This is a genomic window from Ectopseudomonas oleovorans (assembly GCF_003052605.1).
Lineage (GTDB): Bacteria > Pseudomonadota > Gammaproteobacteria > Pseudomonadales > Pseudomonadaceae > Aquipseudomonas > Aquipseudomonas oleovorans_A.
This window is the reverse complement of the sequence record NZ_QASO01000018.1, coordinates 25,918-50,823: the sequence shown is the minus strand read 5'-3', so window position 1 is coordinate 50,823 and position 24,906 is coordinate 25,918. Positions and strand designations below refer to the sequence as shown.

Genomic DNA, 24,906 nt, shown 5'->3' with positions numbered 1-24,906 from the left:
CGGGCTTTGGCGATTATGGCCACCTCACCCCGCTGCGCCGCCTCATCCGCTTCCTGTTCGTCAGGCCAGCATTTTGCCTCGGGCTTCCTTCAGATTCGCAGTCGCCCGCGACACCCTTGCCTTCAGCTAACACTTCCCCTTGCCGGGTGTGTAGAGGACTTTCACCTCCAAGTCGCCAGGCTCACCACCACAGTGAACCCGACAGCGCCAGTCACGGCGCTACGCGCCATGCCTGGCGCACCATAAAAAAACGGGAGACGAAGCTCCCGTTTTTGCGACCTTGACGCTTAGCGCGGGAAGGCCGGCGGGTTGACCCCGGCCATGTCCTCCATCACGCGCACCACCTGGCAGCTGTAACCGAACTCGTTGTCGTACCAGACGTACAGCACAACGCGGTTATCGTTGGCGATGGTGGCTTCGGCATCGACCACGCCGGCATGGCGCGAACCGACGAAGTCGGTCGATACCACTTCCTGAGAGCTGACGAAGTCGATCTGCTTCTGCAGATCCGAGTGCATGGCCATCTGGCGCAGGTACTCGTTGATCTCTTCGCGGGTGGTGGCCTTCTCCAGGTTCAGATTGAGGATGGCCATGGACACGTTCGGCGTCGGCACACGAATGGCGTTGCCGGTCAGCTTACCCTTCAGAACCGGCAGTGCCTTGGCCGCAGCGGTAGCCGCGCCGGTTTCGGTGATGACCATGTTCAACGCAGCGCTACGACCACGACGACTGCCTTTGTGGAAGTTGTCGATCAGGTTCTGGTCGTTGGTGTAGGAGTGAACGGTCTCGACGTGACCGTTGACGATGCCGTACTGATCATTGACCGCCTTGAGCACCGGCACGATGGCGTTGGTGGTGCAGGAAGCCGCGGAGATGATCTTGTCCTCAGCGGTGATTTCGCTGTGGTTGATGCCGTGCACGATGTTCTTCAGCGCGCCCTTGCCAGGTGCGGTGAGAACAACGCGATCAACGCCCGGGCAGGCCAGGTGCTGACCCAGACCCTCGGCGTCACGCCATACACCGGTGTTGTCCACCAGCAGTGCGTTCTTGATGCCGTACTGGGTGTAGTCGACTTCCTTCGGGTCCTTGGCGTAGATCACCTGGATCAGGTTGCCGTTGGCCGTCAGGGTGTTGTTCTCTTCATCGATGGTGATGGTGCCGTTGAACTTGCCGTGCACCGAGTCACGACGCAGCAGACTGGCACGCTTAACCAGGTCATTGCTAGCGCCCTTGCGCACGACGATGGCACGCAGACGCAGGCCGTCACCGCCACCGGTCTTCTCGATCAGGATGCGCGCCAGCAGGCGGCCGATGCGACCGAAGCCGTACAGCACCACATCAGTGCCTTCACGGGCCGAACCATTCTGCTTGCCAACCACATCGGCCAGCTCGTCCTTGACGAACTGCTCGACGCCGCGACCTGCGCCTTCAGCCTTGAACTTGGCAACCAGCTTGCCCAGATCCACGGAGGCAGCGCCCAGCTTGAGCTCGCTCATGGCCTTGAGCATGGGGAAGGTGTCGTGCACCGACAGCTCGGCTTCGTCAGCCAGGCGGTGACGGGCAAAACGGTGAGCCTTGAGGATGTCGATGACCGAACGGTTGATCAGGCCACGGCCGTAGATCGAGGTCACCACATTGTTGTTGCGATAGAGCTGACCAATCAGCGGAATCATTGCTTCCGCAAGGGCTTCACGATCGATCCATTCACCGAGACACTGGTCGGGCTTCTGAGTCACGGGCAGTACCTTCCACATGTAGGGGCTGAAAAAAGGGGCTACATTATGACGGTGCGCGCGAGCATGAGCAATGCGCGCCTGTCGCGACTGACATTGACCAACAAGCCCCGCTACAATTCACGGCCTTCCTTCACGACCGTGAGCCGCCCGTGTCCGTACTGCGTCTTCCGTCTCTGCCGGCCAACGCCGGCAAACAGCAATGGGGCAACTTGCCCGGTGCTGCCCTGTCCTTGGCCATCGCCGAAGCAGCCAGCAATGCCGGGCGTTTCACCCTGGTTCTGACCGAGGGCAGCCAGAGCGCGGAACGCCTGCAGGAAGAGCTGGCCTTCTTTGCCCCGAACCTGCCCGTACTGCATTTTCCCGACTGGGAAACCCTGCCCTACGACGTGTTCTCGCCACACCAGGACATCATCTCCCAACGCATCGCGGCCCTTTACCAACTGCCGCAACTGAGCCGTGGCATTCTCGTAGTGCCCATCGCCACGGCCCTACACCGCCTGGCGCCGAAACGCTTTCTGCTCGGCAGCAGCCTGGTGCTGGATGTCGGCCAGACGCTTGATGTGGAACAGATGCGCACGCGCCTGGAAGCGGCCGGCTATCGCTGCGTCGATACGGTGTACGAGCACGGTGAGTTCGCCGTACGCGGCGCGCTGATCGACCTGTTCCCAATGGGCAGCGACACGCCCTACCGCATCGACCTGTTCGATGACGAGATCGAAACCCTGCGCACCTTCGACCCGGAAACCCAGCGCTCGGTGGACAAGGTGGAGTCGATACGCCTGCTGCCGGCACGCGAGTTCCCCCTTGAGAAGAAGGCCGTCACCGATTTCCGCGGGCGCTTTCGCGAGCGCTTCGACGTGGATTTCCGCCGCTGCCCGATCTATCAGGACCTTTCCACCGGTATCACCCCGGCCGGCATCGAGTACTACCTGCCGCTGTTTTTCGAGGAAACCGGCACCCTGTTCGACTACCTGCCGGGCGATACCCAGGTGTTCTCCCTGCCCGGCATCGAGAAGGCCGCCGAGCAGTTCTGGCAGGATGCGCGCAACCGTTATGAAGACCGCCGAGTTGACCCCGAGCGTCCGCTGCTGCCACCTGCGGATATTTTTCTGCCGGTGGAAGACTGCTTCGCCCGCCTGAAGAGCTGGCCGCGTGTGGTGGTCAATCAGGCGGATATCGAGCCAGGCGTCGGCCAGACCCGCTTCGAGGCACGCGCCTTGCCCGACCTGGCGATCCAGGCCAAGGCCGGCGAGCCGCTGGCGGCGTTGCGCCGCTTTATCGAGGACTACCAGGGCCGCGTGCTGTTCTGTGCGGAATCCGCCGGTCGCCGCGAAGTGCTACTGGAACTACTCGCCCGCCTCAAGCTCAAGCCGAAGGAAGTCGACGGCTGGCCGGCGTTCGTCGAAAGCAGCGAACGCCTGAACATCTGCATCGCGCCCCTGGATGAAGGCCTGCTGCTCGATGACCTGGCGCTCATCCCGGAAAACCCGCTGTTCGGCCAGCGCGTGATGCAGCGTCGTCGGCGCGAGAAGGGTCGTGACGGCGGCGACAACGTGATCAAGAACCTCACCGAACTGCGCGAAGGCGCACCGGTGGTGCATATCGATCACGGTGTCGGCCGCTACCTGGGCCTGGTGACCATGGAGTTCGACGGCCAGGCCGCCGAATTCCTGACCCTGCAGTACGCCGACGAGGCCAAGCTCTACGTGCCGGTAGCCAGCCTGCACCTGATCGCCCGCTACAGCGGCAGCGACGATGCCCTGGCTCCACTGCACCGCCTCGGTTCGGAAGTCTGGCAGAAGGCCAAACGCAAGGCCGCCGAGCAGGTGCGCGACGTCGCCGCCGAACTGCTCGATATCTACGCCCGCCGCGCCGCCCGCGAAGGCTTCGCCTTCCAGGACCCGGCCGTGGACTACGCCACCTTCAGTGCCGGCTTCCCCTTCGAGGAAACCCCGGACCAGCAGGCCGCCATCGATGCCGTGCGCAGCGACATGCTGGCCGGCAAGCCGATGGATCGCCTGGTGTGCGGCGACGTCGGTTTCGGCAAGACCGAGGTGGCCATGCGTGCCGCCTTCATTGCCGTGCACAGCGGCAAGCAGGTGGCGGTGCTGGTGCCCACCACCCTGCTCGCCCAGCAGCACTACAACAGCTTCCGCGACCGCTTCGCCGACTGGCCGGTGAAGGTCGAGGTGATGAGCCGCTTCAAGAGCGCCAAGGAAGTCGAGGGCGCCGTGCAGCAACTGGCTGAAGGCAAGGTGGATATCGTCATCGGCACGCACAAGCTGCTGCAGGAGGACGTCAAGTTCCACAACCTGGGCCTGGTGATCATCGACGAAGAACACCGTTTCGGCGTGCGCCAGAAGGAGCAGCTCAAGGCGCTGCGCAGCGAGGTGGATATCCTCACCCTCACCGCCACGCCGATCCCACGCACCCTGAACATGGCCGTGGCCGGCATGCGCGACCTGTCGATCATCGCCACGCCACCGGCGCGGCGCCTGTCGGTGCGCACCTTCGTCATGGAGGAGAACAAGCCGACCATCAAGGAAGCGCTGCTGCGCGAGCTATTGCGTGGCGGCCAGGTGTATTACCTGCACAACGACGTGAAGACCATCGAGAAATGCGCCGCCGATCTGGCCGAACTGGTGCCCGAGGCGCGCATTGGCATTGGCCACGGGCAGATGCGCGAACGCGATCTCGAACAGGTGATGAGCGACTTCTACCACAAGCGTTTCAACGTGCTGGTGGCCTCGACCATCATCGAAACCGGTATCGACGTGCCCAGCGCCAACACCATCATCATCGAGCGCGCCGACAAGTTCGGCCTGGCCCAGTTGCACCAACTGCGCGGCCGCGTCGGCCGTAGCCACCACCAAGCCTACGCTTACCTGCTCACGCCGCCACGCAAGAGCATGACCGAAGATGCACAGAAGCGCCTGGAGGCGATTGCCGGCGCGCAGGATCTCGGCGCCGGCTTCATCCTCGCCACCCATGACCTGGAAATCCGCGGCGCCGGCGAATTGCTCGGTGACGGCCAGAGCGGGCAGATCCAGGCCGTCGGCTTCACCCTGTACATGGAAATGCTCGAGCGCGCGGTCAAGGCCATTCAGAAAGGCGAACAACCCAACCTCGACCAGCCGCTGGGCGGCGGCCCGGAGATCAACCTGCGCGTGCCGGCACTGATCCCCGAGGACTACCTGCCCGACGTGCATGCGCGCCTGATTCTCTACAAACGCATCGCCAACGCCAGCGACGAGGAGGGCCTGAAGGAGCTGCAGGTCGAGATGATCGACCGCTTCGGCTTGCTGCCGGAGCCAACCAAAAACCTGATGCGCCTGACCCTGCTCAAGCTGCAGGCGGACAAGCTGGGCATCACCAAGGTCGACGCCGGCCCGCAGGGCGGGCGCATCGAGTTCGCCGCAGAAACCTGCGTCGACCCGCTGACGCTGATCAAGCTGATCCAGGCCCAGCCGAAACGCTACAAGTTCGAAGGCGCCACCGTCTTCAAGATCCAGGTACCGATGGAGCGCGCGGAAGAACGCTTCAACACCCTGGAAGCCCTGTTCGAGCGCCTCGCGCCCACCACCTGAAGGACTCTCCCATGACGCGCCCATTGCACCTGATCGCCCTGCTGCTTTGCCTGCTCGCCCCGAGCGCCTTCGCCGAACGCCTGTACCAGGTCGAACTGCTGGTATTCCGCCAGGCCGGCGAACCCGTCTTCGCCCCCAAGGTGGCACCGGACGACTGGGCGGGCACGGCATTGCCGATCACCGGCAACGAACGCCCGACAACGCTCGATGGCGAGGCGGCCAAGCTCAATCCGGGCAGCGGTTATCAGGTATTGCTGCACAAGGCCTGGAGCCAGACCATCGGCAGCTCGCCGAGCCGAGTGGCCGTCAGCAGCGGTGAAGAGCGCTTCGGCCATCATGTGATCGAAGGCACCCTGAGCTTTACTCAGGAGCGCTTTGCCGACCTGGACCTGGAGCTGTGGATCAACCAATTCAGCGGCGACGGCCTGCTCGAGAGCAGCGAGCACATGAAAGTGGCCCAGCGCCTGAAGGACAACAGCCTGACCTACCTGGACCATGGCAGCCTGGGCGCACTGGTACGCATCAGCCCGCTCTGAGCGGAAACCTGATGCCGCCAGCCTTTCGTAGGAGCCCCAGGGCGAAGTTTTTCAAGTGCGCGCCGCCCTGATTCGCGGCGGGGCGCTGCTCCTACAGATTCGGCGCGTCGACGCCTGACTGACGGGCATTGAGCGCTGTCTTTGTAGAGCAGCTAGTTACTCAGCACGCGTGCCAACACCGCCTTGACCGTCCCCATGCCCTGCTCGATCACTCGCTCGATCTCGGCCATGGTGATCAAGGCGCTGGATTTACCCGCCGCCGGATTCACCACCAGCGCCAGGCAGGCATAGGGCAGCGCCAATTCGCGCGCCAATACCGCTTCGGGCATGCCGGTCATGCCTACCAGGTCGCAGCCATCGCGCTCCATGCGGGCGATTTCCGCCGCCGTTTCCAGTCGCGGCCCCTGAGTGCAGCCATAGATTCCGTGATCGCTGAATGCCGCATTTTCGGCCCGCAGCGCCGCCACCAACGCCTCGCGCAGTTGCTTGTCGTACGGCTGGCTGAAATCGACGTGGGTCACGTGCTCCAGATCGCCTTCGTAAAAGGTGTGCGCACGCCCGGAGGTGTAATCGATGATCTGATGTGGCACGCAGAAATGCCCATCGCCCATGGCAGCATGAATCCCCCCCACCGCATTGACCGCGACAATGGCCTTGGCGCCGGCCTGCTTGAGCGCCCAGAGGTTGGCCCGGTAGTTCACCTGATGCGGTGGAATCCGGTGCGGCTGGCCATGGCGGGCGAGAAACAGCACTTCGCGCCCGGCGTAACTGCCCCGCAGGATATCGGCGGAGGGCGCCCCGTAGGGGGTATCCAGCGGCAGCGCTTCGTGAATCGTCAACCCTTCTAGCTGAGTCAGGCCGGTGCCGCCGATAATGGCGTAGACAGTCATAGGCAGGTCCTCAGTCGAGCAACTGGGCAGCTCTCAGGGCCGCCACAGCAGTAAGCCAGCGTGGCGCCTGGCGGTATTCGGTAGTGGCGTGACCACGGCCACGCATGCGCTCGAGGCGCGCAGGCGCTGTCACTCGCAGACGCTGCAAGGCGCTGAGCGCCAGCTCGGCCGAAGCGCGGTCATTGCACACCAGCCCCATATCGCACCCCGCAGCCAGTGCGGCCTCAATACGCTTGCCGGCATCGCCGACCACATGGGCGCCGGCCATGGACAGATCGTCGCTGAAAATCACACCCTCGAAGCCCAGCTCACCGCGCAAGATGTCCTGCAGCCAGCGACGGGAGAAGCCAGCCGGGTGCTGGTCAACCTGAGAATAGATGACATGCGCCGGCATCACTGCATCGAGCTCGTGCACCAGATGCTTGAACGGCTGCATGTCGCAAGCGCGGATATCATCGAGACAGCGCTCGTCGAGCGGGATGGCGACATGAGAGTCCGCCTCGGCCCAGCCGTGCCCGGGGAAGTGTTTGCCGGTAGCGGCCATCCCCGCCTGATGCATGCCGCGGATGAAAGCGGCCGCCAGCGTGGCGGCCCGCTGCGGATCACCCTCGAAGGCGCGACTGCCAACCACCGCACTGCGCTGGTGGTCGAGATCCAGTACCGGCGCGAAACTCAGATCCAGGCCAACCGCCAACACCTCGGTGGCCATCAGCCAGCCGCAATGCTCGGCGAGCACCTCGGCATTGTCGTTGTCGGCGATGGCGCGCATCGCCGGCAGACGCAGAAAGCCCTGGCGCAGACGCTGTACCCGGCCACCTTCCTGATCCACCGCCAGCAGCAGATCCGGGCGCAGGGCACGGATACTCTGGCATAGCTCGCGAACCTGGCGCGGCGATTCGATATTGCGGGCAAAAATGATCAGACCGCCCACTTCGGGCTGGCGCAGCATCTGGCGATCCTCGGCGGTCAACCAGGTGCCAGCGATGTCCATCATCAAAGAGCCTTGCATGAGAGTATTTCCTTACGTGAAGTCTTGGTCTGCAGCCCACTGCGGGCAGGGCGCCTCATCGATACGTACCTTGCAGTGCGGCGGTACGCGCTCGAAAAGCGCCAGCATGTCGGCGTTACGCAAACGAATGCAGCCATGGGACAACGGCGTCCCCATGGGTTCCGTATCCGGCGTGCCATGCAGATAAATGTAACGGCGAAAGGTATCGACCTCGCCCAGGCGATTGCGCCCCGGCTCAAGACCGCTTAGCCAGAGAATACGGGTGAGAATCCAGTCGCGGCCAGGAAACTGCTCGTGCAGCTCAGGTGACCACACCTCCCCTGTCCAGCGACGACCGCGCAATACGGCGGCCAGAGGCAAACCTGCGCCGATCTTCGCGCGTACCTGATGCAGCCCGCGCGGCGTACAGCCTGAACCGTTAAGTTCACCCACCCCATTGAACGCCGTGGAGACAGGCAAGCTCAGCAGCAGCCGCCCAGCACGAAAGCCGTAAAGCGCCTGGTCGGCAATGGAGATATGGAGTAAATCGAGATCGGACATGGGCCGCTAGCTTAGCAGGCCGCAGGGCGAAGCCAAGCCCACCTGCCGTCAGGTCAAACCTTGGGCGCGGCGCTCGGTGTCTTGCTGCGCGGTTTGAGTTGCGCGCCAGCCAAGGCGGGGTCGGCAACCCCAGTCTCAGAACGCATGCCTGCAGCCAGGAACGGCACCATCATGCGCATCACCTGCTCGATCGAGGTGTTGACGCCGAAATCGGTCTCGGCCATCGCCCGCAGCGCCTTGATACCGGACATACTGAACGCAGCGGCGCCGAGCATGAAGTGCACGCGCCAGAACAGCTCAAGCGGCGGAATGCGCGGCGCAGCCTCATGCACCAGCAGCATGTAACGACGGAAAACCTTGCCGTAGACCTCTTCCAAGTACTTGCGCAGGTGTCCCTGACTCTGACTGAAGGCCAAACCGAGCAGGCGCATGAAGATGGACAGGTCATTGCCGCTGCGCGGCTTAACGGCCAGGGCCTGCTCGACCAGCAATTCGAGCAGCTCTTCCAGGGAAACCTGGGTTTCGGACTTGGCCTGACGGCGATCAAGTTCCTTTTCCAGACTGGCACAGAACGGCCCGAGGAAACGCGAGAAGACCGCCTGAATCAGCGCCTTCTTCGAACCGAAGTGGTAATTGACGGCAGCCAGGTTGACCCCGGCCTTGCTGGTGATAAGACGCAGGGATGTCTCGGCGAAGCCTTTTTCCGCGAACAGCTGTTCCGCAGCATCGAGAATGCGTTCAACGGTTTCCGACTGAGCCATGAGTGATCACCTGACAAACACTTGTTTGAAACATACGTTTCATCCCACTGAATTGTCAAGCCGCATGAGCCGTCTTTTGGCCGGCTGGTCACAGCTTACAACAAGCAGAGACGCAGATTACCCGGCATGGGTAACAAGCCGGACGGCAGTCATTCAAAAAATGGACATTGCCAAGACTCGATTACTGTATATAATTCCAGTCACTGTATAAAAAGACAGAGCCCAGCCATGCTGAAACTGACGCCACGCCAAGCCGAGATTCTCGCCTTCATCAAACGCTGCCTGGAAGACAACGGCTACCCACCCACCCGCGCGGAAATCGCTCAGGAACTGGGGTTCAAATCGCCCAACGCCGCAGAAGAGCACCTCAAGGCCCTCGCCCGCAAGGGGGCTATCGAGATGACTCCAGGCGCTTCACGCGGCATTCGCATTCCCGGCTTCGAGGCAGGTGCCGCGAACGAGGATGCGGGCCTCCCGGTAATCGGCCGTGTCGCCGCCGGCGCACCAATCCTTGCGCAGCAACATGTCGAGGAATCCTGCCAGATCAATCCGGCGTTCTTTCAGCCCAAAGCCGACTATCTACTGCGTGTACGCGGCATGAGCATGAAAGACATCGGCATCTTCGATGGCGATCTGCTCGCCGTGCACACCACCCGTGAAGCCCGCAACGGCCAGATTGTCGTCGCCCGCATCGACGATGAAGTGACGGTCAAACGCTTCAAGCGCGAGGGCAACAAGGTCTGGCTGATTGCCGAAAATCCTGAGTTTGCCCCGATCGAAGTGGATCTGGAACACCAGGATCTGGTCATCGAAGGTTTGAGCGTCGGTGTAATCCGCCGCTGAGGAGACACCATGTACGTGCAGCAGTCGTTCGAGCGCCCACAACTCCCTCTTTTCGACGCGTTCCTTGGCCGAACGCCTGAAGAGCCGCTGCTAGCCACAAATCATATCCCGCGTGGCGAGGATGATCAGACGTTCAGTGAACTGGCTCTGCGTGGTGCCGCCGGCCACTGCCTGCACCTGCTGGCGCCGATTCTGCGTGAGCTGAGCCAGAATCAGGATGCACGCTGGCTGACTCTGGTAGCACCGCCGGCCAGCCTCACGCAAAGCTGGCTGCGCGATGCCGGGCTGAACCGTGAACGAATCCTGCTGCTGCATCCGCGACAAGGGCAGAATGCCGTGGAGCTGGCCGAAGAAGCTCTCAAGCTGGGGCGTAGCCATACCGTGATCAGTTGGTTGCATCCGGTCGAGAGCAGCACTCGTCAGCGCCTTGCACAGGCCGCCAACACCGGTGGCGCGCAGAGCCTGAACATCAGCCTGGGTTGAACTCGCCACGATTTCATCTGCACAAATGAAAACGGGGCGCCAATGGAGCCCCGTTTTCGTCGAGTCGTAGCGACTCAGTGGAGAACGCGCGAGCCTTCTTCTTCACCACTGAAATCACCCTCAGCCATTCGGCCAGCCATCTGCACACCAACATTGAGCATGGCCTTGGCCACCTCGATGTGTTGCCCCTGCAGGAAAGCCTTGGCATCAGCGGAGAAATCCAGGGTCACCAACGCCTCTTCATCCTCTGCGCGACGCAGGGCAATGCGCCCATCGGGCAGTTCGACGATTTCCAGGAAGGATGTAGGCATGGCTCAGTCTCTGTGTAAAAACACGACATTGTAACAGCCAGCCGGGATCATCCCCAGCCCACTGGTCCAGTTAAACCCAATCAGCACTCGCTCAGGCCTTCGCGGAAACGCAGCACCAGCGCCTTGAGCTGCTGCCGCCAGGCATCGACATCATCGATGCTCAGCTCGGCCGGCTCCTCGCCAACACTGACGGCGGTGATCAACGGCATGGACGGATCGACCTTGGCCTTGCGCTCCTCACGCGGCGGCTGGAACAACGCAGCATAGGCCGCCAGCAACTCGGCCAGCCAGGTTTCGCGCTGCTGCGCCAATTCGACCAACTCGGCCAACTCAGGGCTGGGCGAGCCGTCGAGCACCGCCTGCTGTACGAATGAGTCGACACGCGAAGGCGTAACGTCGTTCATGCGGTAATAGCCGGCAATCTCATGACACAGCCCGAGCAGTCCACCGTACAGGTGAAACAGCGCGGCTTCTCGCTCGGCCTGCACCAGCGCCTGCACATTGAACGCGGAGGACGCTTCGGCCTTGCGCCAGTTATCCAGGGCAATACCGGCGAAGAAAATCTTCTGGTTGGTACGGGTATAGATTTCTTTGGCCATTACGGCGACCTCCACAGCAGATCGGGTCATGATACGCGCGTCAGCCCTGCCTGACGCGCATCTCGTCAGGCATTCAGGGCGCCGCAGTTACGCCGCCTGGCCGACGCGCGGCAGATCGTGACCAAACGCTAGCGCTTGTCCTCGACCTTCCATTTGCCGCCATCGTAGAACGCGCGCCAGCCGGTGGGTTTGCCATCGACCTCGGACTGCACGTACTGCTCCTTGGTCTTGCGGCTGTAGCGAATCACGGCCGGACGCCCATCCGGATCCTTCTGCGGGGCATCGCAGAGGAAGTGGTACTTGGGATCGATCTCATGCTTGTGCGGGAGGATTTCCAGTACCAGCGGCGCACGCGTCTCACGGTTCTTCGGGAACTGGCTGGCAGCGAGGAACAGGCCCGATGCGCCGTCGCGCAGCACGTAGGTGTCGTCCACCTTCTCGCATCTGAGTTCGGGCATCTCCACCTTGTCCATCTTCGGCGGCGCCGCTTCACCGTTCTTGAGCAACTTGCGGGTGTTCTTGCAGCTGGCATTGGTGCAACCGAAGAACTTGCCGAAACGGCCGGTCTTGAGCTGCATCTGGCTGCCGCACTTGTCGCACTCCAGGCTCGGCCCTTCATAGCCCTTGATGCGGTACTGGCCCTGCTCGATCTCGTAGCCGGTGCAATCGGGGTTATTGCCGCAGATGTGCAACTTGCGGGTTTCATCCAGCAGGTAGGCATCCATGGCCGTGGAACAGATCGGGCAGCGATGCTTGCCGAGCAGTACCAGAGACTCGGACTCACCCTCGACATCGGCGGCGATCTCATCGCCCGGCACCAGGTTGATGGTGGCCTTGCAGCGCTCCTTCGGCGGCAGCGCATAGCCGGAACAGCCGAGGAACACGCCAGTGGAGGCGGTGCGGATCATCATCGGCCGACCGCAGTCACGGCAGGGAATGTCGGTCAGGGTCGGCTGGTTGGCGCGCATGCCGCCCTCGCCTGCTTCGGCAGCCTCAAGCTTCTTCTTGAAGTCGCCGTAGAACTCATCGAGCAGGTGCTTCCACTCACGCTCGCCTTGGGCCACATCATCGAGATGCTCCTCCATGGTGGCGGTGAAGCTGTAGTCCATCAGGTTGGCGAAGCTCTCGTCGAGACGCTCGGTGACGATCTCGCCCATTTTCTCGGCATAGAAACGGCGGTTGTGCACCGTGACGTAGCCGCGATCCTGGATGGTGGAGATGATCGCCGCGTAGGTGGACGGGCGACCGATGCCGCGCTTTTCCAGTTCCTTGACCAGGCTGGCTTCGGAGTAGCGCGCCGGCGGCTTGGTGAAGTGCTGGCTGGGGTCGAGCTGGATCAGCTTGAGGCCCTCGCCTTCCTTCATTTCCGGCAGGACGTCGTCCTCGCCTGGCTTGCTCTGCTGCGGCAGCACGCGGGTGTAACCGTCGAACTTGAGGATGCGCCCCTTGGCGCGCAGCTCGAAATCGCCCGCGGCCACGGTGACACTGGTGGACAGGTATTCGGCCGGTGGCATCTGGCAAGCGACGAACTGGCGCCAGATCAGGTCATACAGGCGCTCGGCATCACGCTCCATACCGGACAGCTGGGTCGGACGCAGGTTGACGTCGGACGGACGAATCGCTTCGTGCGCCTCCTGGGCGCCTTCCTTGCTCGAATACAGGTTGGGCTTGCCCGGCAGGTACTTGTCGCCGTACTCGCTGCCGATGAAGCCACGCACCATCTCTACCGCGTCGTTCGACAGGTTGGTCGAGTCGGTACGCATGTAGGTGATGTAGCCCGCTTCGTACAAACGCTGAGCCATCATCATGGTTTTCTTCACCCCGAAGCCCAGGCGGTTGCTCGCTGCCTGCTGCAGGGTGGAGGTAATGAAGGGCGCCGAGGGTTTGCTGCTGGTCGGGCGGTCTTCGCGCTTGACCACGCTGTAGCTGGAAGCCTTGAGCTTCTCCAGCGCGGCCATGGCCTGCGCTTCATTGACCGGCTTGAAGGCTGCGCCACTTTCGCGCACTACCTCGAAACGCACCTTGGCGTTCTTCGCGGTGCCGAGGTCAGCGTGCACTTCCCAGTATTCTTCCGGGACGAAGGCGCGAATCTCTTTCTCGCGTGCAACGACCAGCTTCACGGCCACCGACTGCACACGACCGGCAGACAGGCCACGGGCGATCTTGGCCCACAGCAGCGGCGAGACCATGTAGCCCACCACGCGGTCGAGGAAGCGCCGCGCCTGCTGGGCATTGACGCGGTTGATGTCCAGCTCGCCCGGCTTGGAGAAGGCTTCCTGAATCGCCTTCTTGGTGATCTCGTTGAACACCACGCGCTTGTAGCGGCTGTCATCACCACCGATGGATTCGCGCAGGTGCCAGGCAATGGCTTCCCCTTCGCGATCCAAGTCGGTTGCGAGATAGATGGTGTCGGCATCCTTGGCCAGGCGGCGCAGTTCTTCGATCACCTTTTCCTTGCCGGGCAGGATCTCGTACTTGGCCTTCCAGCCGTGCTCGGGGTCGACGCCCATACGGGTGAACAGCTGGCGTTTGGCCTTTTCCTTGGGCGACAGCGCAGGCGCTTCACCAGCAGCAGCCTTGCCGCGCTTGGCAGGCTCCTTGGTGGCACTTGCCGAGCCGCTGGTAGGCAGGTCACGGATGTGGCCGATGCTCGACTTCACCACGTACTGGCTGCCCAGATACTTGTTGATGGTCTTGGCCTTGGCCGGGGATTCCACGATGACCAGCGATTTGCCCATGGATCAGAAAATTCCTGAATTGCGAAATATAGAAGGCACGAAGCCGGAGGTGTTTACAAAGCAGCGAGCGAAGGTCAGGCAAGGCGAAAACAGTCGAAAAAGCGCGCTGTACGAGCTGTACATGAGCATTTTGAGGCTGGTTTCAACGCAGCATGGCCGAGAGCAGCAATTTGTAGACGCCCTCTAAGGCCCCGCTATATATAGTGGCGACCAAGCGAAGGTCAAGCGCAGGGAGCTGCGCAGTCAGACTTGCGAAGCGCCGATGGGGCTGACTTCGGCCTGAATCAAAGCAAAGCGTGGAACGCGCTCGCCGTCCACTTCGATCTCTTCACAGAACATGCTCAGCGGTCTTACCCACAAGCCAAACTCGCCGTACAGCGCCTGGTAGACGACCACCTCTTCCTCGCTCTCGGAATGGCGTGCCACACCGAATACACGGTACTGCGGGCCTTTGTAGTGACGATAAAGTCCTGGCTGCAACTGCATGAGCGGTTCCCGAAATAAAAAGCCGTAAAAAGCAAAACCGGGGCACGGGGCCCCGGTTTCTGTCCGCTAACGCTTAAACGCGCTCGAAGACGGTGGTGATGCCTTGGCCAAGGCCCACGCACATGGTGGAAACACCCAAGGTGCCGCCGTTCTGTTTCATGACGTTGAGCAGGGTACCGGAGATACGGGCACCGGAACAACCGAAGGGGTGACCCAGGGCGATCGCGCCGCCGTGCAGGTTGACCTTCTCTTCCATCTTGTCGAGCAGTTTCAGGTCCTTCAGCACAGGCAGGGCCTGGGCGGCGAAGGCTTCGTTGAGCTCGACGAAATCGATGTCAGCCATGCTCAGACCTGCACGCTTGAGCGCCTTCTGAGTGGACGGTACCGGGCCGTAACCCATGATCGCCGGATCGACACCGGCAACGGCCATGGCGCGAACCACCGCCATCGGCTGGATGCCCAGATCCTGGGCGCGCTGGGCGCTCATGACGATCATGCAGGAGGCGCCGTCGGTGATCTGCGAGGAAGTACCTGCAGTCACGGTGCCGCCTTTCGGGTTGAACGCAGGTTTCAGCGCAGCCAGGCTCTCGAGGGTGGTTTCCGGACGAATGGTTTCGTCGAAGTCGTACACCTTGAGGAAGCCGTTCTCGTCGTAGCCTTGCATCGGGATGATTTCATCCTTGAACTTGCCTTCGACGGTGGCCTTGTGCGCCAGACGGTGCGAGCGCTCACCGAAGGCGTCCTGCGCCTCACGGCTGATGCCATGCATCTTGCCCAGCATTTCTGCGGTCAGGCCCATCATGCCGGACGCCTTGGCGGCGTACAGCGACAGGTGCGGGTTCGGGTCGACACCATGCATCATGCCGACGTGGCCCATGTGTTCCACACCGCCGACGACGAACACGTCACCGTTGCCGGTCTGGATCGCCTGCACGGCAGTGTGCAGGGCGCTCATCGACGAACCGCACAGACGGCTGACGGTCTGGCCGGCACTGGTGTGCGGGATCTGGGTCATCAGCGACGCCATGCGCGCGATGTTCCAGCCCTGCTCCAGGGTCTGGTTGACGCAGCCCCAGATCACGTCCTCGACTTCAGCCGGGTCGATCTTGGCGTTGCGCTCCAGCACTTTGCTGATCAGGTGCGCGGACATGGTCTCGGCGCGGGTATTGCGGTGCATGCCGCCCTTGGAACGACCCATCGGGGTACGACCGAAGTCGACGATCACTGCATCTCTAGGATTCAGGCTCATATTTCTACTCTCGCTCTGTTCGCTGCACGATTAACCGAAGAACTTCTGGCCCTTGGCGGCCATCTCGCGAAGTTTTGCGGTCGGGTGGTACAGGGCGCCCAGCTCGGCATATTTGTCAGCCAGGGCGACGAATTCAGCCACACCGATGGAATCGATGTAGCGCAGCGCACCGCCACGGAAGGGAGGGAAGCCGATACCGTAGATCAGGCCCATGTCGGCCTCGGCTGCGGTTTCGACGATGCCGTCTTCCAGGCAACGAACGGTTTCCATGCACAGCGGGATCATCATGAAGTTGATGATGTCCTCGTCGGTGACTTCGCGCTCTTCGACCACGATGGACTTGAGCAGCTCATAAGCCGCCGGGTCGGAGACCTTCTTCGGCTTGCCGCGCTTGTCGGTTTCGTAGGCGTAGAAGCCTTTGCCATTCTTCTGGCCCAGGCGGTTGGCTTCGTACATCACGTCGACGGCGGTCTTGCCTTCCACGGCCATGCGATCCGGGAAGCCTTCGGCCATCACGTCACGGCCGTGGTGGCCGGTGTCGATGCCGACCACGTCGGAGAGGTAAGCCGGGCCCATGGGCCAGCCGAACTTCTCCATGACCTTGTCGATGCGCACGAAGTCGACGCCGAAGCCCAGCAGTTTGGAGAAGCCGCCGAAGTACGGGAACAGCACGCGGTTGACCAAAAAGCCCGGGCAGTCGTTGACCACGATCGGGTTCTTGCCCATTTTCTTGGCGTAGGCAACGGTGGTGGCCACGGCCACTTCGCTGGACTTCTCGCCACGGATGACTTCCACCAGCGGCATCATGTGTACCGGGTTGAAGAAGTGCATGCCGACGAAGTTTTCCGGACGCTTGAGCGCCTGGGCCAGCAGGGAGATGGAGATGGTCGAGGTGTTGGAGGCCAGGATGGCGTCTTCACGCACGACTTCTTCCACTTCGGCCAGCACGATCTGCTTGACCTTGGGGTTCTCGACCACGGCTTCGACGACGATGTCGACGTTGCCGAAATCACCGTAGGACATGGTCGGACGGATGGCGTTGAGCGCCTCGGCCATCTTCGCCGGGGTCATGCGACCCTTCTCGACGCGCTTGCCGAGCAGCTTGGAAGCCTCGTTCAAGCCCATCTGGATACCCTCTTCACGGATATCCTTCATCAGGATCGGCGTACCTTTGGAGGCCGACTGGTAGGCAATACCACCGCCCATGATGCCGGCGCCGAGCACGGCAGCCAGTTTCACGTCACGGGCGATTTCGTCGTGCTGCTTGGCTTTCTTCTTCAGCTCCTGATCGTTGAGGAACAGACCGATCAGGCTTTCAGCGACCGAGGTCTTGGCCAGCTTGACGAAGCCGGCGGCCTCGACTTCCAGCGCCTTGTCGCGACCGAAGTTGGCGGCTTTCTGAATGGTCTTGATCGCCTCGACCGGAGCCGGGTAGTTCGGGCCGGCCTGGCCAGCGACGAAGCCCTTGGCGGTCTCGAAGCACATCATCTGCTCGATGGCGTTGAGCTTGAGCTTTTCCAGCTTGGGCTGACGCTTGGCCTTGTAGTCCAGCTCACCGGAGATGGCGCGTTTGACCAGATCCAGCGCGGCGGCCTGCAGTTTATCTGCGCTGACCACGGCATCGACGGCGCCCACTTTCAGGGCTTCATCGGCACGGTTTTCCTTGCCCGAAGCGATCCACTCGACGGCGTTATCGGTACCGATAACGCGCGGCAGGCGCACGGTGCCGCCGAAGCCCGGGTAGATGCCCAGTTTGACTTCCGGCAGGCCGATCTTGGCACTGGCGCTCATCACGCGATAGTCGGCGGCCAGGCACATCTCGAAACCGCCACCCAGGGCGATGCCGTTGATGGCGACGACGGTCGGCACGGCGAGGTCTTCGAAATCACTGAAGATCTTGTTGGCTTCCAGGTTGCCAGCCACCAGCTCTGCGTCGGGCAGTTTGAAGTTGTCGACGAACTCGGTGATATCGGCGCCGACGATGAACACGTCCTTGCCACTGGTGACAATCACGCCCTTGATCGAACCGTCAGCCTTGATCGCGTCGACGGAGGCGCGCAGCTCGTTGAGGGTAAGACGGTTGAATTTGTTGACGGACTCACCCTTGAGGTCGAACTTCAATTCGACGATGCCGCTCTCAAGAGCCTTAACCGTGATGGCTTTACCTTCGTAAATCATCAACTGATCTCCACGGTATGGAAGCTGAACAGTACACATCGGAGCCAACCGGCAGGCCAGCCCGCGGCAGCGCCGCACGAGCATAGCCCCAATCGGTACGACACACCCACCGACGCGATATTCGGGCTGCATATGGCGCGCCTAACAAGGCAAACGCTCAATTCATACGCCCGTTTGATTTGGGTGTGCACACCTTCACGGAAAAGCCTGCACTTGTCAATTGGCCTCTTTTCGTCGATTTCCCGACGATTTCTGCAGGCCTGGTCATTCGTGGCTTCCAGCCGGCTCCGATAAACAGCGTCAATAACGCACCATTGCGAGGGTTTTCCTGCTTGGTATAGACACGCCGAGGCGCCTAGCCAAATCGCCCCGCTGCGGGTACAGTCGTCTCACTTTCAGCTGGCACAGCGCCACCTGAGGGCAATACAAAAACAAATCGAGCCCCACGATGGGCCACACGGAGTCGCCAATGTCGAGCCGCCGTTCGCTTGCATTTCCCCTGAGCGCCCTGCTCCTTTTCGTCTTCACGTCGCTCTCCTCCTCCTTGCTCAGCGCTGCGCCAGCCGATGATCTGCTGCGTCTGCACCAGCTGCGCCTGGCAACCCAGAAAAGTCTGGGCGACTTCTACATGTATAACGGCATGGAAGGCGATCAGCGCTACGCGCGAATGATTGGCGAGTCCCTTCAGGAAGGCCAAGCGCACCTGGACGGCCTGGGCGAAATGCCCGGCGATGCAAGCAAGGCGCTACGCGCGCAGCTGCAAACCAATTGGCAAAGTTACCGCAGCGGGCTCCAGGCACTGATGGAAGCCATGCGCAGCCAGGGTTTCACCGACCTGCAACCCGTCGCCGATCTGGCTGAGAACAACCAACGCATCATGGCCATTGGTCAGGAGCTGTATCAGAAGATTCAGCAAGAAAGCGGTTTCAGCGTACCGCAGCTGACGCAGAAGAGCCGTGAGCAGAGCCTGCTGATGCAGAACATCGCTCTGGACTACGCTTCACGCAGTGCCTCGGTCGGCGCCAGCTTCTTCGGCGGCGGCGAAGAACGCGCCATCGACGAGCTTGCTGGCGAATTCGCCAGCAAGCTGAACAACCTCAGCGCCGCCCAGCAGAACACCCCGGAGATCAATGCGGCCCTGAACTCCATCGGCACCAAATGGCGTTACATCGAGAAATCCCTGCGCAACTACAACGAAAACACCGTACCTTTCCTGATCAGCAAGTATTCCGACAGCATCATCGAAGGCCTGGAAGCCGTTGCCGCCCAGTACGCCACCAGCCAACACTGATGCTCCATGTTTCCGGCCTGCCTGGCCCAACTCTTGCCCGGTGCTAGCACCGGGCTTTTCTTTGCCTTTTTCACGACCAGTCGCCCTATCCCACACAATGGGGCCATACTTGAGACAGAGCCATTTGCCCCCCTTTAAGGAGGATTTCACCATGCCCTACCAGCACATTCTGGTCGCCGTCGACCTGACCGAGGAATGCGACCCTGTCGTGACACGTGCGCAGAAGCTGGCGAAGGCCAGTGGCGCCAAGATGTCTCTGGTGCATATCGTCGAACCCATGGCCATGGCCTTCGGTGGTGACGTGCCGATGGATCTGTCGATGCTGCAGCAACAACAGTTCGAGCAGGCACGCGAGCGCCTGGACAGCTTTACCGGCAAGTACCCGGAACTCACCGCTGATCAGCGTCACCTGGCCTACGGGCAACCGCGCCAGGAAATTCACCGACTGGCCGAAGAACAGGGTTGCGACCTGATCGTGGTCGGCAGCCATGGCCGCCACGGCCTGGCGCTGTTGCTGGGCTCGACTGCCAATGACGTACTGCACGGCGCGCCCTGCGATGTACTCGCAGTGCGCCTGAAGAAAGGCGAAAAAGGCGCTTGAGATCGCGTCGCGGCTGAAGCCCCTCCCACAGTAGCCGCGTTGGCTCTGCCCGCGGGAGGCGCTTCAGCGGCGAGCTTTTTTGGCTTCAGCCCTACTCGAACGAATCGCCCGCGCTCATGACCAGCGGGCGAATCTTCTGCAGCTGGGTCTCCAGCGACACCGTCATGCTCGATGACATCGAGAAGAAGGTGAGGAAGGCCTTGAGGTTGGAGTCGCCTTCACAGGTGTCGTGAATGCGCTGCCAGAAAGCCTGATTGACCAGCTTCAGTTGCTGGAACAGGCGCACCAGCCCTTTCAGCTCCCAATCGGCCAGACGCCCCTCGCGCATGTTGAAATACTGCCGCGTCAGGTACAGCGATACCGCGCGCAGGATGAATTCCTGATTGTTGGCAAAGGGCAGATGGTGCTGCGCCATGGGTTTCAGGCGCGCCAGCACCGGGCAGGCGCTGGTGGCCATGATCACCCCGAGCAGCGCACGCAGGCCCTCCTCCAGGCCGACCTGCTTGGTGTACTCACGCTCCGGTGTGCGCACCCAGACGCTGGCCTTCTTGAAGGCTGGCAGGCCACGAAAATCCTCGATCACCCGATGCAGATCGACCGCTGCCGGACAATGGCTGAACTGCTCGCGACTCAGCGGACAATTGCTGCATTGCTGATGTTCAAGGCGCGTCCAGGCGGGGGCCTGTTGCGCCTGGACGGGGTCATATTCGCGGTTCAGCTCGATCCGGTAGCTGAACTGATGATTGTCGTCGAGAGTAATACGGTACTCGATGGCCATTGTCCGTTCCTTCGTCAGCCTTCCAGCTCTGCCCAGCGCTCGAGCAACTCGTCCATTTCCTTCTGCAAGCCCTCGAGACGCGCCAATACTTCCGTGGTGACCTGCACCGGCTGCTGGTAGAAGGCAGGATCGGATACCTGCTCCTGTACCGCGGCCATTTCCTGCTCCAGGGCATCGATCTGCCCGGGAATCGCTTCCAGCTCGCGCTGTAGCTTGTAGCTTAGTTTCTTCTTCGCCGGCTCGACGCTCTCTTGCACGGCAGTCACTGCGGCCGCGGCCGGCGCTTCGACGATGGCCGTGGCCAGTTCGGCCTTGCCGGACTTGCTTTCACCCACACCGAGCAGGCGCGGTGAGCCGCCCTGGCGCAGCCAATCCTGGTAGCCGCCGACGTACTCGCGCACCTTGCCTTCACCCTCGAACACCAGGGTGCTGGTCACCACGTTGTCGAGGAAGGCACGGTCGTGGCTGACCATCAGCACGGTGCCAGGGAAGTTGAGCAGTACTTCTTCGAGCAGTTCCAGGGTTTCTACGTCCAGGTCGTTGGTCGGTTCGTCGAGCACCAGCAGGTTGGCCGGCTTGCTGAACAACTTGGCGAGCAACAGTCGTGCCCGTTCGCCGCCCGATAGCGCTTTGACGGGCGTACGGGCACGTTGCGGGCTGAACAGGAAGTCGCCCAGATAGCTCAGTACATGACGGTTCTGGCCGTCGATAGTGATGAAATCGCGGCCTTCGGCGACGTTGTCGATTACCGTCTTCTCCGGCTCGAGCTGGTGACGTAATTGGTCGAAATACGCCACTTCCAGTTTGGTGCCGACCTCGATCTTGCCGCTGCTCGGTTGCAGGTCGCTGAGTAACAGCTTGAGCAGAGTGGTCTTGCCGGTACCGTTGGCGCCAAGCAGGCCGATACGGTCACCGCGCTGCAGGACCATGGAGAAATCCTTGACCAGGAAGGGTCCGCCGGCATGGGCGAAACTGACGTTCTCCGCCACCATCACCTGCTTGCCGGACTTGTCCGCAGTATCGAGCTGGATATTCGCCTTGCCCTGGCGCTCGCGTCGCTCGCTGCGTTCGGCACGCATCGCCTTGAGCGCACGTACACGCCCTTCGTTACGGGTGCGACGGGCCTTGATGCCCTGACGAATCCACACCTCTTCCTGGGCCAGGCGCTTGTCGAACAGCGCATTGGCGGTTTCCTCGGCAGCCAGTTGCTGCTCTTTGTGTACCAGGAAGCTGGCGTAGTCGCCGTTCCAGTCGATCAGGCCGCCACGGTCCAGTTCGAGGATGCGCGTGGCCAGGTTCTGCAGGAAGGAGCGGTCGTGGGTAATGAAGAGTACGGCGCCGCCAAAGTCTTTCAGCGCCTCTTCCAGCCAGGCGATGGCGCCGATGTCCAGGTGGTTGGTCGGCTCATCGAGCAGCAGCAGATCCGGCTCGGACACCAGTGCCTGCGCCAGCAGTACGCGACGACGCCAGCCCCCGGAGAGCTCGGCCAGGGTCTTGTCGGCCGGCAACTGCAGGCGGCTCAGGGTGCTGTCGACCAGTTGCTGCAGGCGCCAGCCGTCTTTGGCTTCCAGCTCCTGCTGCACGTGCATCAGTTGCTCGAGGTCGTCGTCGCCGTGAATGTTCTGCGCCAGATGGTGATAACGCGCCAACAATTCGCCAACGCCGGCAAGGCCTTCGGCGACCACATCGAACACCGTGCGCTCGTCGGCGCGCGGCAGCTCCTGCGGCAGCTCGCCGATCTTCAGCCCTGGTGCACGCCAGATTTCGCCGTCGTCGGGCATCTGGTCGCCCTTGACCAGACGCAGCATGCTCGATTTGCCGGTGCCGTTGCGGCCGATGATGCACACACGCTCGCCCCGCGCGATCTGCCAGGACACTCCATCGAGCAGGGGCATGGCGCCATAGGCGAGGGATACGTCGGCAAACTTGAGCAGGGTCATGGGCATCTCCAGAAACAGGGGGCGCATTCTACCCGAGTTGCCGGCCGGCTGTTGCCGTTTCCACAGACGCAACAGATGCCACCCCTGCTCATCATCTGGCGCAGGCAAAGCGCATCTTTGCTACATGTGTCCATCTGGCCCGACGGCATTCACCGCACCCCGATGAAGCGCTAAGCTAGAGCCATGCAACGACACGGATCGTGTTGCCCCATACCTCTGCTTCTCCTGGAAATGCCATGCGCAGTCGCTTTCTCTCTGTAGTTTCCTGTCTGATTCTCACCGCCACCGGCATCGCCAGTGTCGAAGCTGCCAGCCTCACCCAGCAGCGCCAGTACTATGATGAGGCCAAGCGGGCCTTGGCCAAGGGCGACAGTGGCCCTTATCGCCAGTACGCCAGCGCGCTACGCGATTACCCTCTGACACCTTATCTGGCCTATGACGAGCTGACTAACCGACTCAAGTCGGCCAGCAATGCCGAGATCGAGAAATTTCTCGCCGAGCACGGTGACCTGCCCCAGGCCAGCTGGATGAAACTGCGCTGGTTGCGCTGGCTGGCCGAGCGTGGCGACTGGAAGCCCTTCCTCGATCACTACGATGCCAAGCTCAACTTCACCGAACTGGACTGCCTCTACGGCCAATACCAGCTCAGCCACGGCCTGACCGCCGAAGGCAACGCCACTGCCGAGAAGCTCTGGCTGGTGGGCAAATCCCAACCCAACGCCTGTGACCCACTGTTCGAGCGCTGGGCCGCCAATGGCCAGCTCACCGAGCAGCGTCGCTGGCAGCGCACCAAGCTGGCGGTGGAAAGCGGCAACTACGGCCTGGCCAACTTCCTGATCAAAGGCATGCCAACGCTCGGCGAGCGCGGCAAGCTGATGGTCGAAGTGGCGCAGAAACCGCAGCTATTGAAAAACACCGCGCGCTTCGCCCCCGCCGATGACGCCATGAGCGACGTGGTCGGCCTCGGCTTGCGTCGCCTGGCTCGGCAGAGCCCGGAAGATGCCCTGGCCCTGCTCGACGGCTACGCCCAACGCATGAAGTTCTCCGCCGACGAGCAGGTCGCCATCGCCCGGCAGATCGGCCTGCGCCTGGCACAACGCTTCGACCTGCGCGGTCTGCAGGTCATGGCCAAGTACGACCCGCAACTGCGTGACAACACCGTCAGCGAATGGCGTGCGCGTCTGCTGCTGCGTCACGGCCGCTGGGAAGAGGCCTACCAGCTGACCCAGAACATGCCGTCCGACCTGGCCAGCAGCAACCGCTGGCGCTACTGGAATGCGCGCAGCCTGCAATTGGCGCAACCCAACAGCCAGCAACCGGCGGTGCTGTTCCAGGCATTGGCGAAGGAACGCGACTTCTATGGTTTCATGGCCGCTGATCAGGTCAAGGCGCCTTACGCCCTGAATAACCAGCCGCTGGCGCTCGATCCCAAGGTGGTGCAGAAGGTACGCAATACCGCCGGTATCAAGCGCGCCATGGAGTTCCATGCTCGTGGCCAGATCGTCGACGGTCGCCGCGAGTGGTATCACGTCAGCCGCCTGTTCAGCCGTGATGAACTGGTGGCCCAGGCGCGCCTGGCCTACGAAATGGAATGGTACTTCCCGGCCATCCGCACCATCAGCCAGGCCCAGTACTGGGACGACCTGGAAGTGCGCTTCCCCATGGCGCATCGCAACGAGTTGGTACGCGAAGCCAAGCGCCGTGACCTGCATTCGAGCTGGGTGTTTGCAATTACCCGCCAGGAAAGCGCGTTCATGGCCGACGCCCGCTCCCACGCCGGCGCCATGGGCCTGATGCAACTGATGCCGGCCACTGCCAAGGAAACCGCGCGCAAGTTCGGCATTCCCCTGGCTTCACCGCAGCAGGTACTCAACCCGGATACCAATATCCAGCTGGGCGCTGCGTACCTGAGCCAGGTTTATGGCCAGTTCAACGGCAACCGCGTACTTGCGTCGGCCGCCTATAACGCCGGCCCCGGCCGCGTGCGCCAGTGGCTGCGCGGCGCCAATCACCTCAGTTATGACGTCTGGGTGGAGAACATTCCGTTCGATGAGACCCGCCAGTACGTGCAGAACGTGCTGTCCTACTCGGTGATCTACGGCCAGAAACTCAACGCGCCGCACCCGCTGGTGGCGTGGAACGAGCGTTTCTTCGACGATCAGTAAAACTGCGTTAAGTGTTGGGGATTGGTGCAAAGACCCGTAGGGTGGGCCGGGCGGTGCTCCGTTTTAGCCCACCACCGACGGTCTACGTGAGCTAAAGCCCACCCTACAAAGCTCCGAGCCTTCCCGGAACTGCTTGACAACAGATAACGCAGACATAGCCAGCATCATAGGGACGCAGGGCAGCA

Annotated in this window: 21 protein-coding genes; 8 read left to right on the top strand and 13 right to left on the bottom strand. The window is 61.9% G+C overall.

What is annotated here, in order from left to right; all coding sequences use genetic code 11:
• Positions 1-287: 287 nt before the first annotated feature.
• Positions 288-1,754, bottom strand: a complete 1,467-nt coding sequence (locus tag DBO86_RS03205) for a glyceraldehyde-3-phosphate dehydrogenase (protein ID WP_003462043.1) — start codon at positions 1,752-1,754, stop codon at positions 288-290.
• A 131-nt stretch (positions 1,755-1,885) separates the two neighbouring features.
• Here DBO86_RS03205 and mfd point away from each other — a divergent pair, with 131 nt between their 5' ends.
• Positions 1,886-5,323 carry a transcription-repair coupling factor gene (gene mfd, locus DBO86_RS03200; RefSeq protein WP_108232962.1) on the top strand — a complete coding sequence of 1,146 codons (3,438 nt, stop codon included), beginning with the start codon at positions 1,886-1,888 and terminating at the stop codon, positions 5,321-5,323.
• A gap of 11 nt (positions 5,324-5,334) precedes the next feature.
• The gene (locus tag DBO86_RS03195) at positions 5,335-5,859 is read left to right on the top strand and encodes a peptidoglycan binding protein CsiV (RefSeq protein ID WP_108232961.1); all 525 of its coding nucleotides are present in this window, start codon (positions 5,335-5,337) and stop codon (positions 5,857-5,859) included.
• Positions 5,860-6,011: 152 nt separating this feature from the next.
• Here the strand turns inward: DBO86_RS03195 and DBO86_RS03190 are convergent, their stop codons facing one another.
• From DBO86_RS03190 to DBO86_RS03175, 4 genes are read right to left on the bottom strand one after another with little or no spacing between them, the layout of a single operon-like run.
• Entirely contained in the window at positions 6,012-6,749 is a 738-nt protein-coding gene (locus tag DBO86_RS03190; protein ID WP_108232960.1) for an S-methyl-5'-thioinosine phosphorylase, read from the bottom strand.
• Between the two features lie 10 nt (positions 6,750-6,759).
• Positions 6,760-7,758 carry a beta-N-acetylhexosaminidase gene (nagZ, locus tag DBO86_RS03185; RefSeq protein WP_084341489.1) on the bottom strand — a complete coding sequence of 333 codons (999 nt, stop codon included), beginning with the start codon at positions 7,756-7,758 and terminating at the stop codon, positions 6,760-6,762.
• Between the two features lie 12 nt (positions 7,759-7,770).
• Positions 7,771-8,298, bottom strand: coding sequence for a L,D-transpeptidase (locus tag DBO86_RS03180; RefSeq protein ID WP_075746486.1), 528 nt, complete (start codon positions 8,296-8,298; stop codon positions 7,771-7,773).
• A gap of 53 nt (positions 8,299-8,351) precedes the next feature.
• On the bottom strand, positions 8,352-9,059 hold the full coding sequence (locus DBO86_RS03175; RefSeq protein WP_003462062.1) for a TetR/AcrR family transcriptional regulator: 708 nt from the start codon (positions 9,057-9,059) through the stop codon (positions 8,352-8,354).
• A gap of 228 nt (positions 9,060-9,287) precedes the next feature.
• On the opposite strand from DBO86_RS03175, the gene lexA reads away from it, so the two are divergent.
• Both lexA and sulA read left to right on the top strand, forming a co-directional pair.
• Positions 9,288-9,902, top strand: coding sequence for a transcriptional repressor LexA (lexA, locus tag DBO86_RS03170; protein WP_021488554.1), 615 nt, complete (start codon positions 9,288-9,290; stop codon positions 9,900-9,902).
• 9 nt (positions 9,903-9,911) lie between these two features.
• The gene (sulA, locus tag DBO86_RS03165; protein WP_108232959.1) at positions 9,912-10,385 is read left to right on the top strand and encodes an SOS-induced cell division inhibitor SulA; all 474 of its coding nucleotides are present in this window, start codon (positions 9,912-9,914) and stop codon (positions 10,383-10,385) included.
• Between the two features lie 74 nt (positions 10,386-10,459).
• Here the strand turns inward: sulA and DBO86_RS03160 are convergent, their stop codons facing one another.
• From DBO86_RS03160 to topA, 3 genes are all read right to left on the bottom strand, one after another.
• Positions 10,460-10,696 (bottom strand): hypothetical protein, encoded by a 237-nt coding sequence (locus tag DBO86_RS03160; protein WP_003462072.1) that lies wholly within the window; start codon positions 10,694-10,696, stop codon positions 10,460-10,462.
• Positions 10,697-10,776: 80 nt separating this feature from the next.
• Positions 10,777-11,295, bottom strand: a complete 519-nt coding sequence (locus tag DBO86_RS03155; protein WP_108232958.1) for a DUF6586 family protein — start codon at positions 11,293-11,295, stop codon at positions 10,777-10,779.
• A 128-nt stretch (positions 11,296-11,423) separates the two neighbouring features.
• Positions 11,424-14,033, bottom strand: coding sequence for a type I DNA topoisomerase (gene topA / locus DBO86_RS03150; protein ID WP_108232957.1), 2,610 nt, complete (start codon positions 14,031-14,033; stop codon positions 11,424-11,426).
• Between topA and DBO86_RS03145 the strand changes: the two genes are divergently transcribed.
• Positions 14,014-14,220 carry a hypothetical protein gene (locus tag DBO86_RS03145; protein ID WP_139204266.1) on the top strand — a complete coding sequence of 69 codons (207 nt, stop codon included), beginning with the start codon at positions 14,014-14,016 and terminating at the stop codon, positions 14,218-14,220. The genes topA and DBO86_RS03145 overlap by 20 nt on opposite strands.
• 56 nt (positions 14,221-14,276) lie before the next feature.
• Here DBO86_RS03145 and DBO86_RS03140 read toward each other — a convergent pair whose 3' ends face one another.
• The 3 genes from DBO86_RS03140 to fadB all read right to left on the bottom strand — a co-directional run bounded on the left by DBO86_RS03140 (position 14,277) and on the right by fadB (position 17,946).
• Positions 14,277-14,519, bottom strand: coding sequence for a DUF1653 domain-containing protein (locus tag DBO86_RS03140; protein WP_017677650.1), 243 nt, complete (start codon positions 14,517-14,519; stop codon positions 14,277-14,279).
• Positions 14,520-14,592: 73 nt separating this feature from the next.
• Positions 14,593-15,768, bottom strand: a complete 1,176-nt coding sequence (fadA, locus tag DBO86_RS03135; RefSeq protein ID WP_045734553.1) for an acetyl-CoA C-acyltransferase FadA — start codon at positions 15,766-15,768, stop codon at positions 14,593-14,595.
• Between the two features lie 30 nt (positions 15,769-15,798).
• A complete protein-coding gene (gene fadB / locus DBO86_RS03130; protein ID WP_108232956.1) occupies positions 15,799-17,946 on the bottom strand; it encodes a fatty acid oxidation complex subunit alpha FadB in 2,148 nt (715 codons plus the stop codon).
• Between the two features lie 469 nt (positions 17,947-18,415).
• Between fadB and DBO86_RS03125 the strand changes: the two genes are divergently transcribed.
• Both DBO86_RS03125 and DBO86_RS03120 read left to right on the top strand, forming a co-directional pair.
• Positions 18,416-19,237 (top strand): hypothetical protein, encoded by an 822-nt coding sequence (locus tag DBO86_RS03125; protein WP_090337351.1) that lies wholly within the window; start codon positions 18,416-18,418, stop codon positions 19,235-19,237.
• 151 nt (positions 19,238-19,388) lie between these two features.
• On the top strand, positions 19,389-19,838 hold the full coding sequence (locus tag DBO86_RS03120) for a universal stress protein (protein WP_017677654.1): 450 nt from the start codon (positions 19,389-19,391) through the stop codon (positions 19,836-19,838).
• A gap of 91 nt (positions 19,839-19,929) precedes the next feature.
• Here DBO86_RS03120 and DBO86_RS03115 read toward each other — a convergent pair whose 3' ends face one another.
• Together DBO86_RS03115 and DBO86_RS03110 are read right to left on the bottom strand one after the other, a co-directional pair.
• On the bottom strand, positions 19,930-20,616 hold the full coding sequence (locus DBO86_RS03115; RefSeq protein WP_003462081.1) for a DUF6901 family protein: 687 nt from the start codon (positions 20,614-20,616) through the stop codon (positions 19,930-19,932).
• A gap of 14 nt (positions 20,617-20,630) precedes the next feature.
• On the bottom strand, positions 20,631-22,556 hold the full coding sequence (locus DBO86_RS03110; RefSeq protein WP_090337353.1) for an ATP-binding cassette domain-containing protein: 1,926 nt from the start codon (positions 22,554-22,556) through the stop codon (positions 20,631-20,633).
• 236 nt (positions 22,557-22,792) lie between these two features.
• On the opposite strand from DBO86_RS03110, the gene DBO86_RS03105 reads away from it, so the two are divergent.
• The gene (locus tag DBO86_RS03105) at positions 22,793-24,721 is read left to right on the top strand and encodes a transglycosylase SLT domain-containing protein (protein ID WP_075746474.1); all 1,929 of its coding nucleotides are present in this window, start codon (positions 22,793-22,795) and stop codon (positions 24,719-24,721) included.
• Positions 24,722-24,906: the final 185 nt, after the last annotated feature.

Coding starts and splice junctions, on each gene's coding strand:
- DBO86_RS03105 (WP_075746474.1), top strand. CDS start 22,793: ATGCGCAGTCGCTTTCTCTCTGTAGTTTCCTGTCTGATTCTCACCGCC.
- fadA (WP_045734553.1), bottom strand. CDS start 15,768: ATGAGCCTGAATCCTAGAGATGCAGTGATCGTCGACTTCGGTCGTACC.
- DBO86_RS03115 (WP_003462081.1), bottom strand. CDS start 20,616: ATGGCCATCGAGTACCGTATTACTCTCGACGACAATCATCAGTTCAGC.
- DBO86_RS03195 (WP_108232961.1), top strand. CDS start 5,335: ATGACGCGCCCATTGCACCTGATCGCCCTGCTGCTTTGCCTGCTCGCC.
- DBO86_RS03125 (WP_090337351.1), top strand. CDS start 18,416: ATGTCGAGCCGCCGTTCGCTTGCATTTCCCCTGAGCGCCCTGCTCCTT.
- sulA (WP_108232959.1), top strand. CDS start 9,912: ATGTACGTGCAGCAGTCGTTCGAGCGCCCACAACTCCCTCTTTTCGAC.
- DBO86_RS03180 (WP_075746486.1), bottom strand. CDS start 8,298: ATGTCCGATCTCGATTTACTCCATATCTCCATTGCCGACCAGGCGCTT.
- lexA (WP_021488554.1), top strand. CDS start 9,288: ATGCTGAAACTGACGCCACGCCAAGCCGAGATTCTCGCCTTCATCAAA.
- DBO86_RS03160 (WP_003462072.1), bottom strand. CDS start 10,696: ATGCCTACATCCTTCCTGGAAATCGTCGAACTGCCCGATGGGCGCATT.
- DBO86_RS03120 (WP_017677654.1), top strand. CDS start 19,389: ATGCCCTACCAGCACATTCTGGTCGCCGTCGACCTGACCGAGGAATGC.
- DBO86_RS03140 (WP_017677650.1), bottom strand. CDS start 14,519: ATGCAGTTGCAGCCAGGACTTTATCGTCACTACAAAGGCCCGCAGTAC.
- fadB (WP_108232956.1), bottom strand. CDS start 17,946: ATGATTTACGAAGGTAAAGCCATCACGGTTAAGGCTCTTGAGAGCGGC.
- DBO86_RS03190 (WP_108232960.1), bottom strand. CDS start 6,749: ATGACTGTCTACGCCATTATCGGCGGCACCGGCCTGACTCAGCTAGAA.
- nagZ (WP_084341489.1), bottom strand. CDS start 7,758: ATGCAAGGCTCTTTGATGATGGACATCGCTGGCACCTGGTTGACCGCC.
- DBO86_RS03110 (WP_090337353.1), bottom strand. CDS start 22,556: ATGACCCTGCTCAAGTTTGCCGACGTATCCCTCGCCTATGGCGCCATG.
- DBO86_RS03175 (WP_003462062.1), bottom strand. CDS start 9,059: ATGGCTCAGTCGGAAACCGTTGAACGCATTCTCGATGCTGCGGAACAG.
- DBO86_RS03145 (WP_139204266.1), top strand. CDS start 14,014: ATGACCAGCGATTTGCCCATGGATCAGAAAATTCCTGAATTGCGAAAT.
- DBO86_RS03155 (WP_108232958.1), bottom strand. CDS start 11,295: ATGGCCAAAGAAATCTATACCCGTACCAACCAGAAGATTTTCTTCGCC.
- topA (WP_108232957.1), bottom strand. CDS start 14,033: ATGGGCAAATCGCTGGTCATCGTGGAATCCCCGGCCAAGGCCAAGACC.
- DBO86_RS03205 (WP_003462043.1), bottom strand. CDS start 1,754: ATGTGGAAGGTACTGCCCGTGACTCAGAAGCCCGACCAGTGTCTCGGT.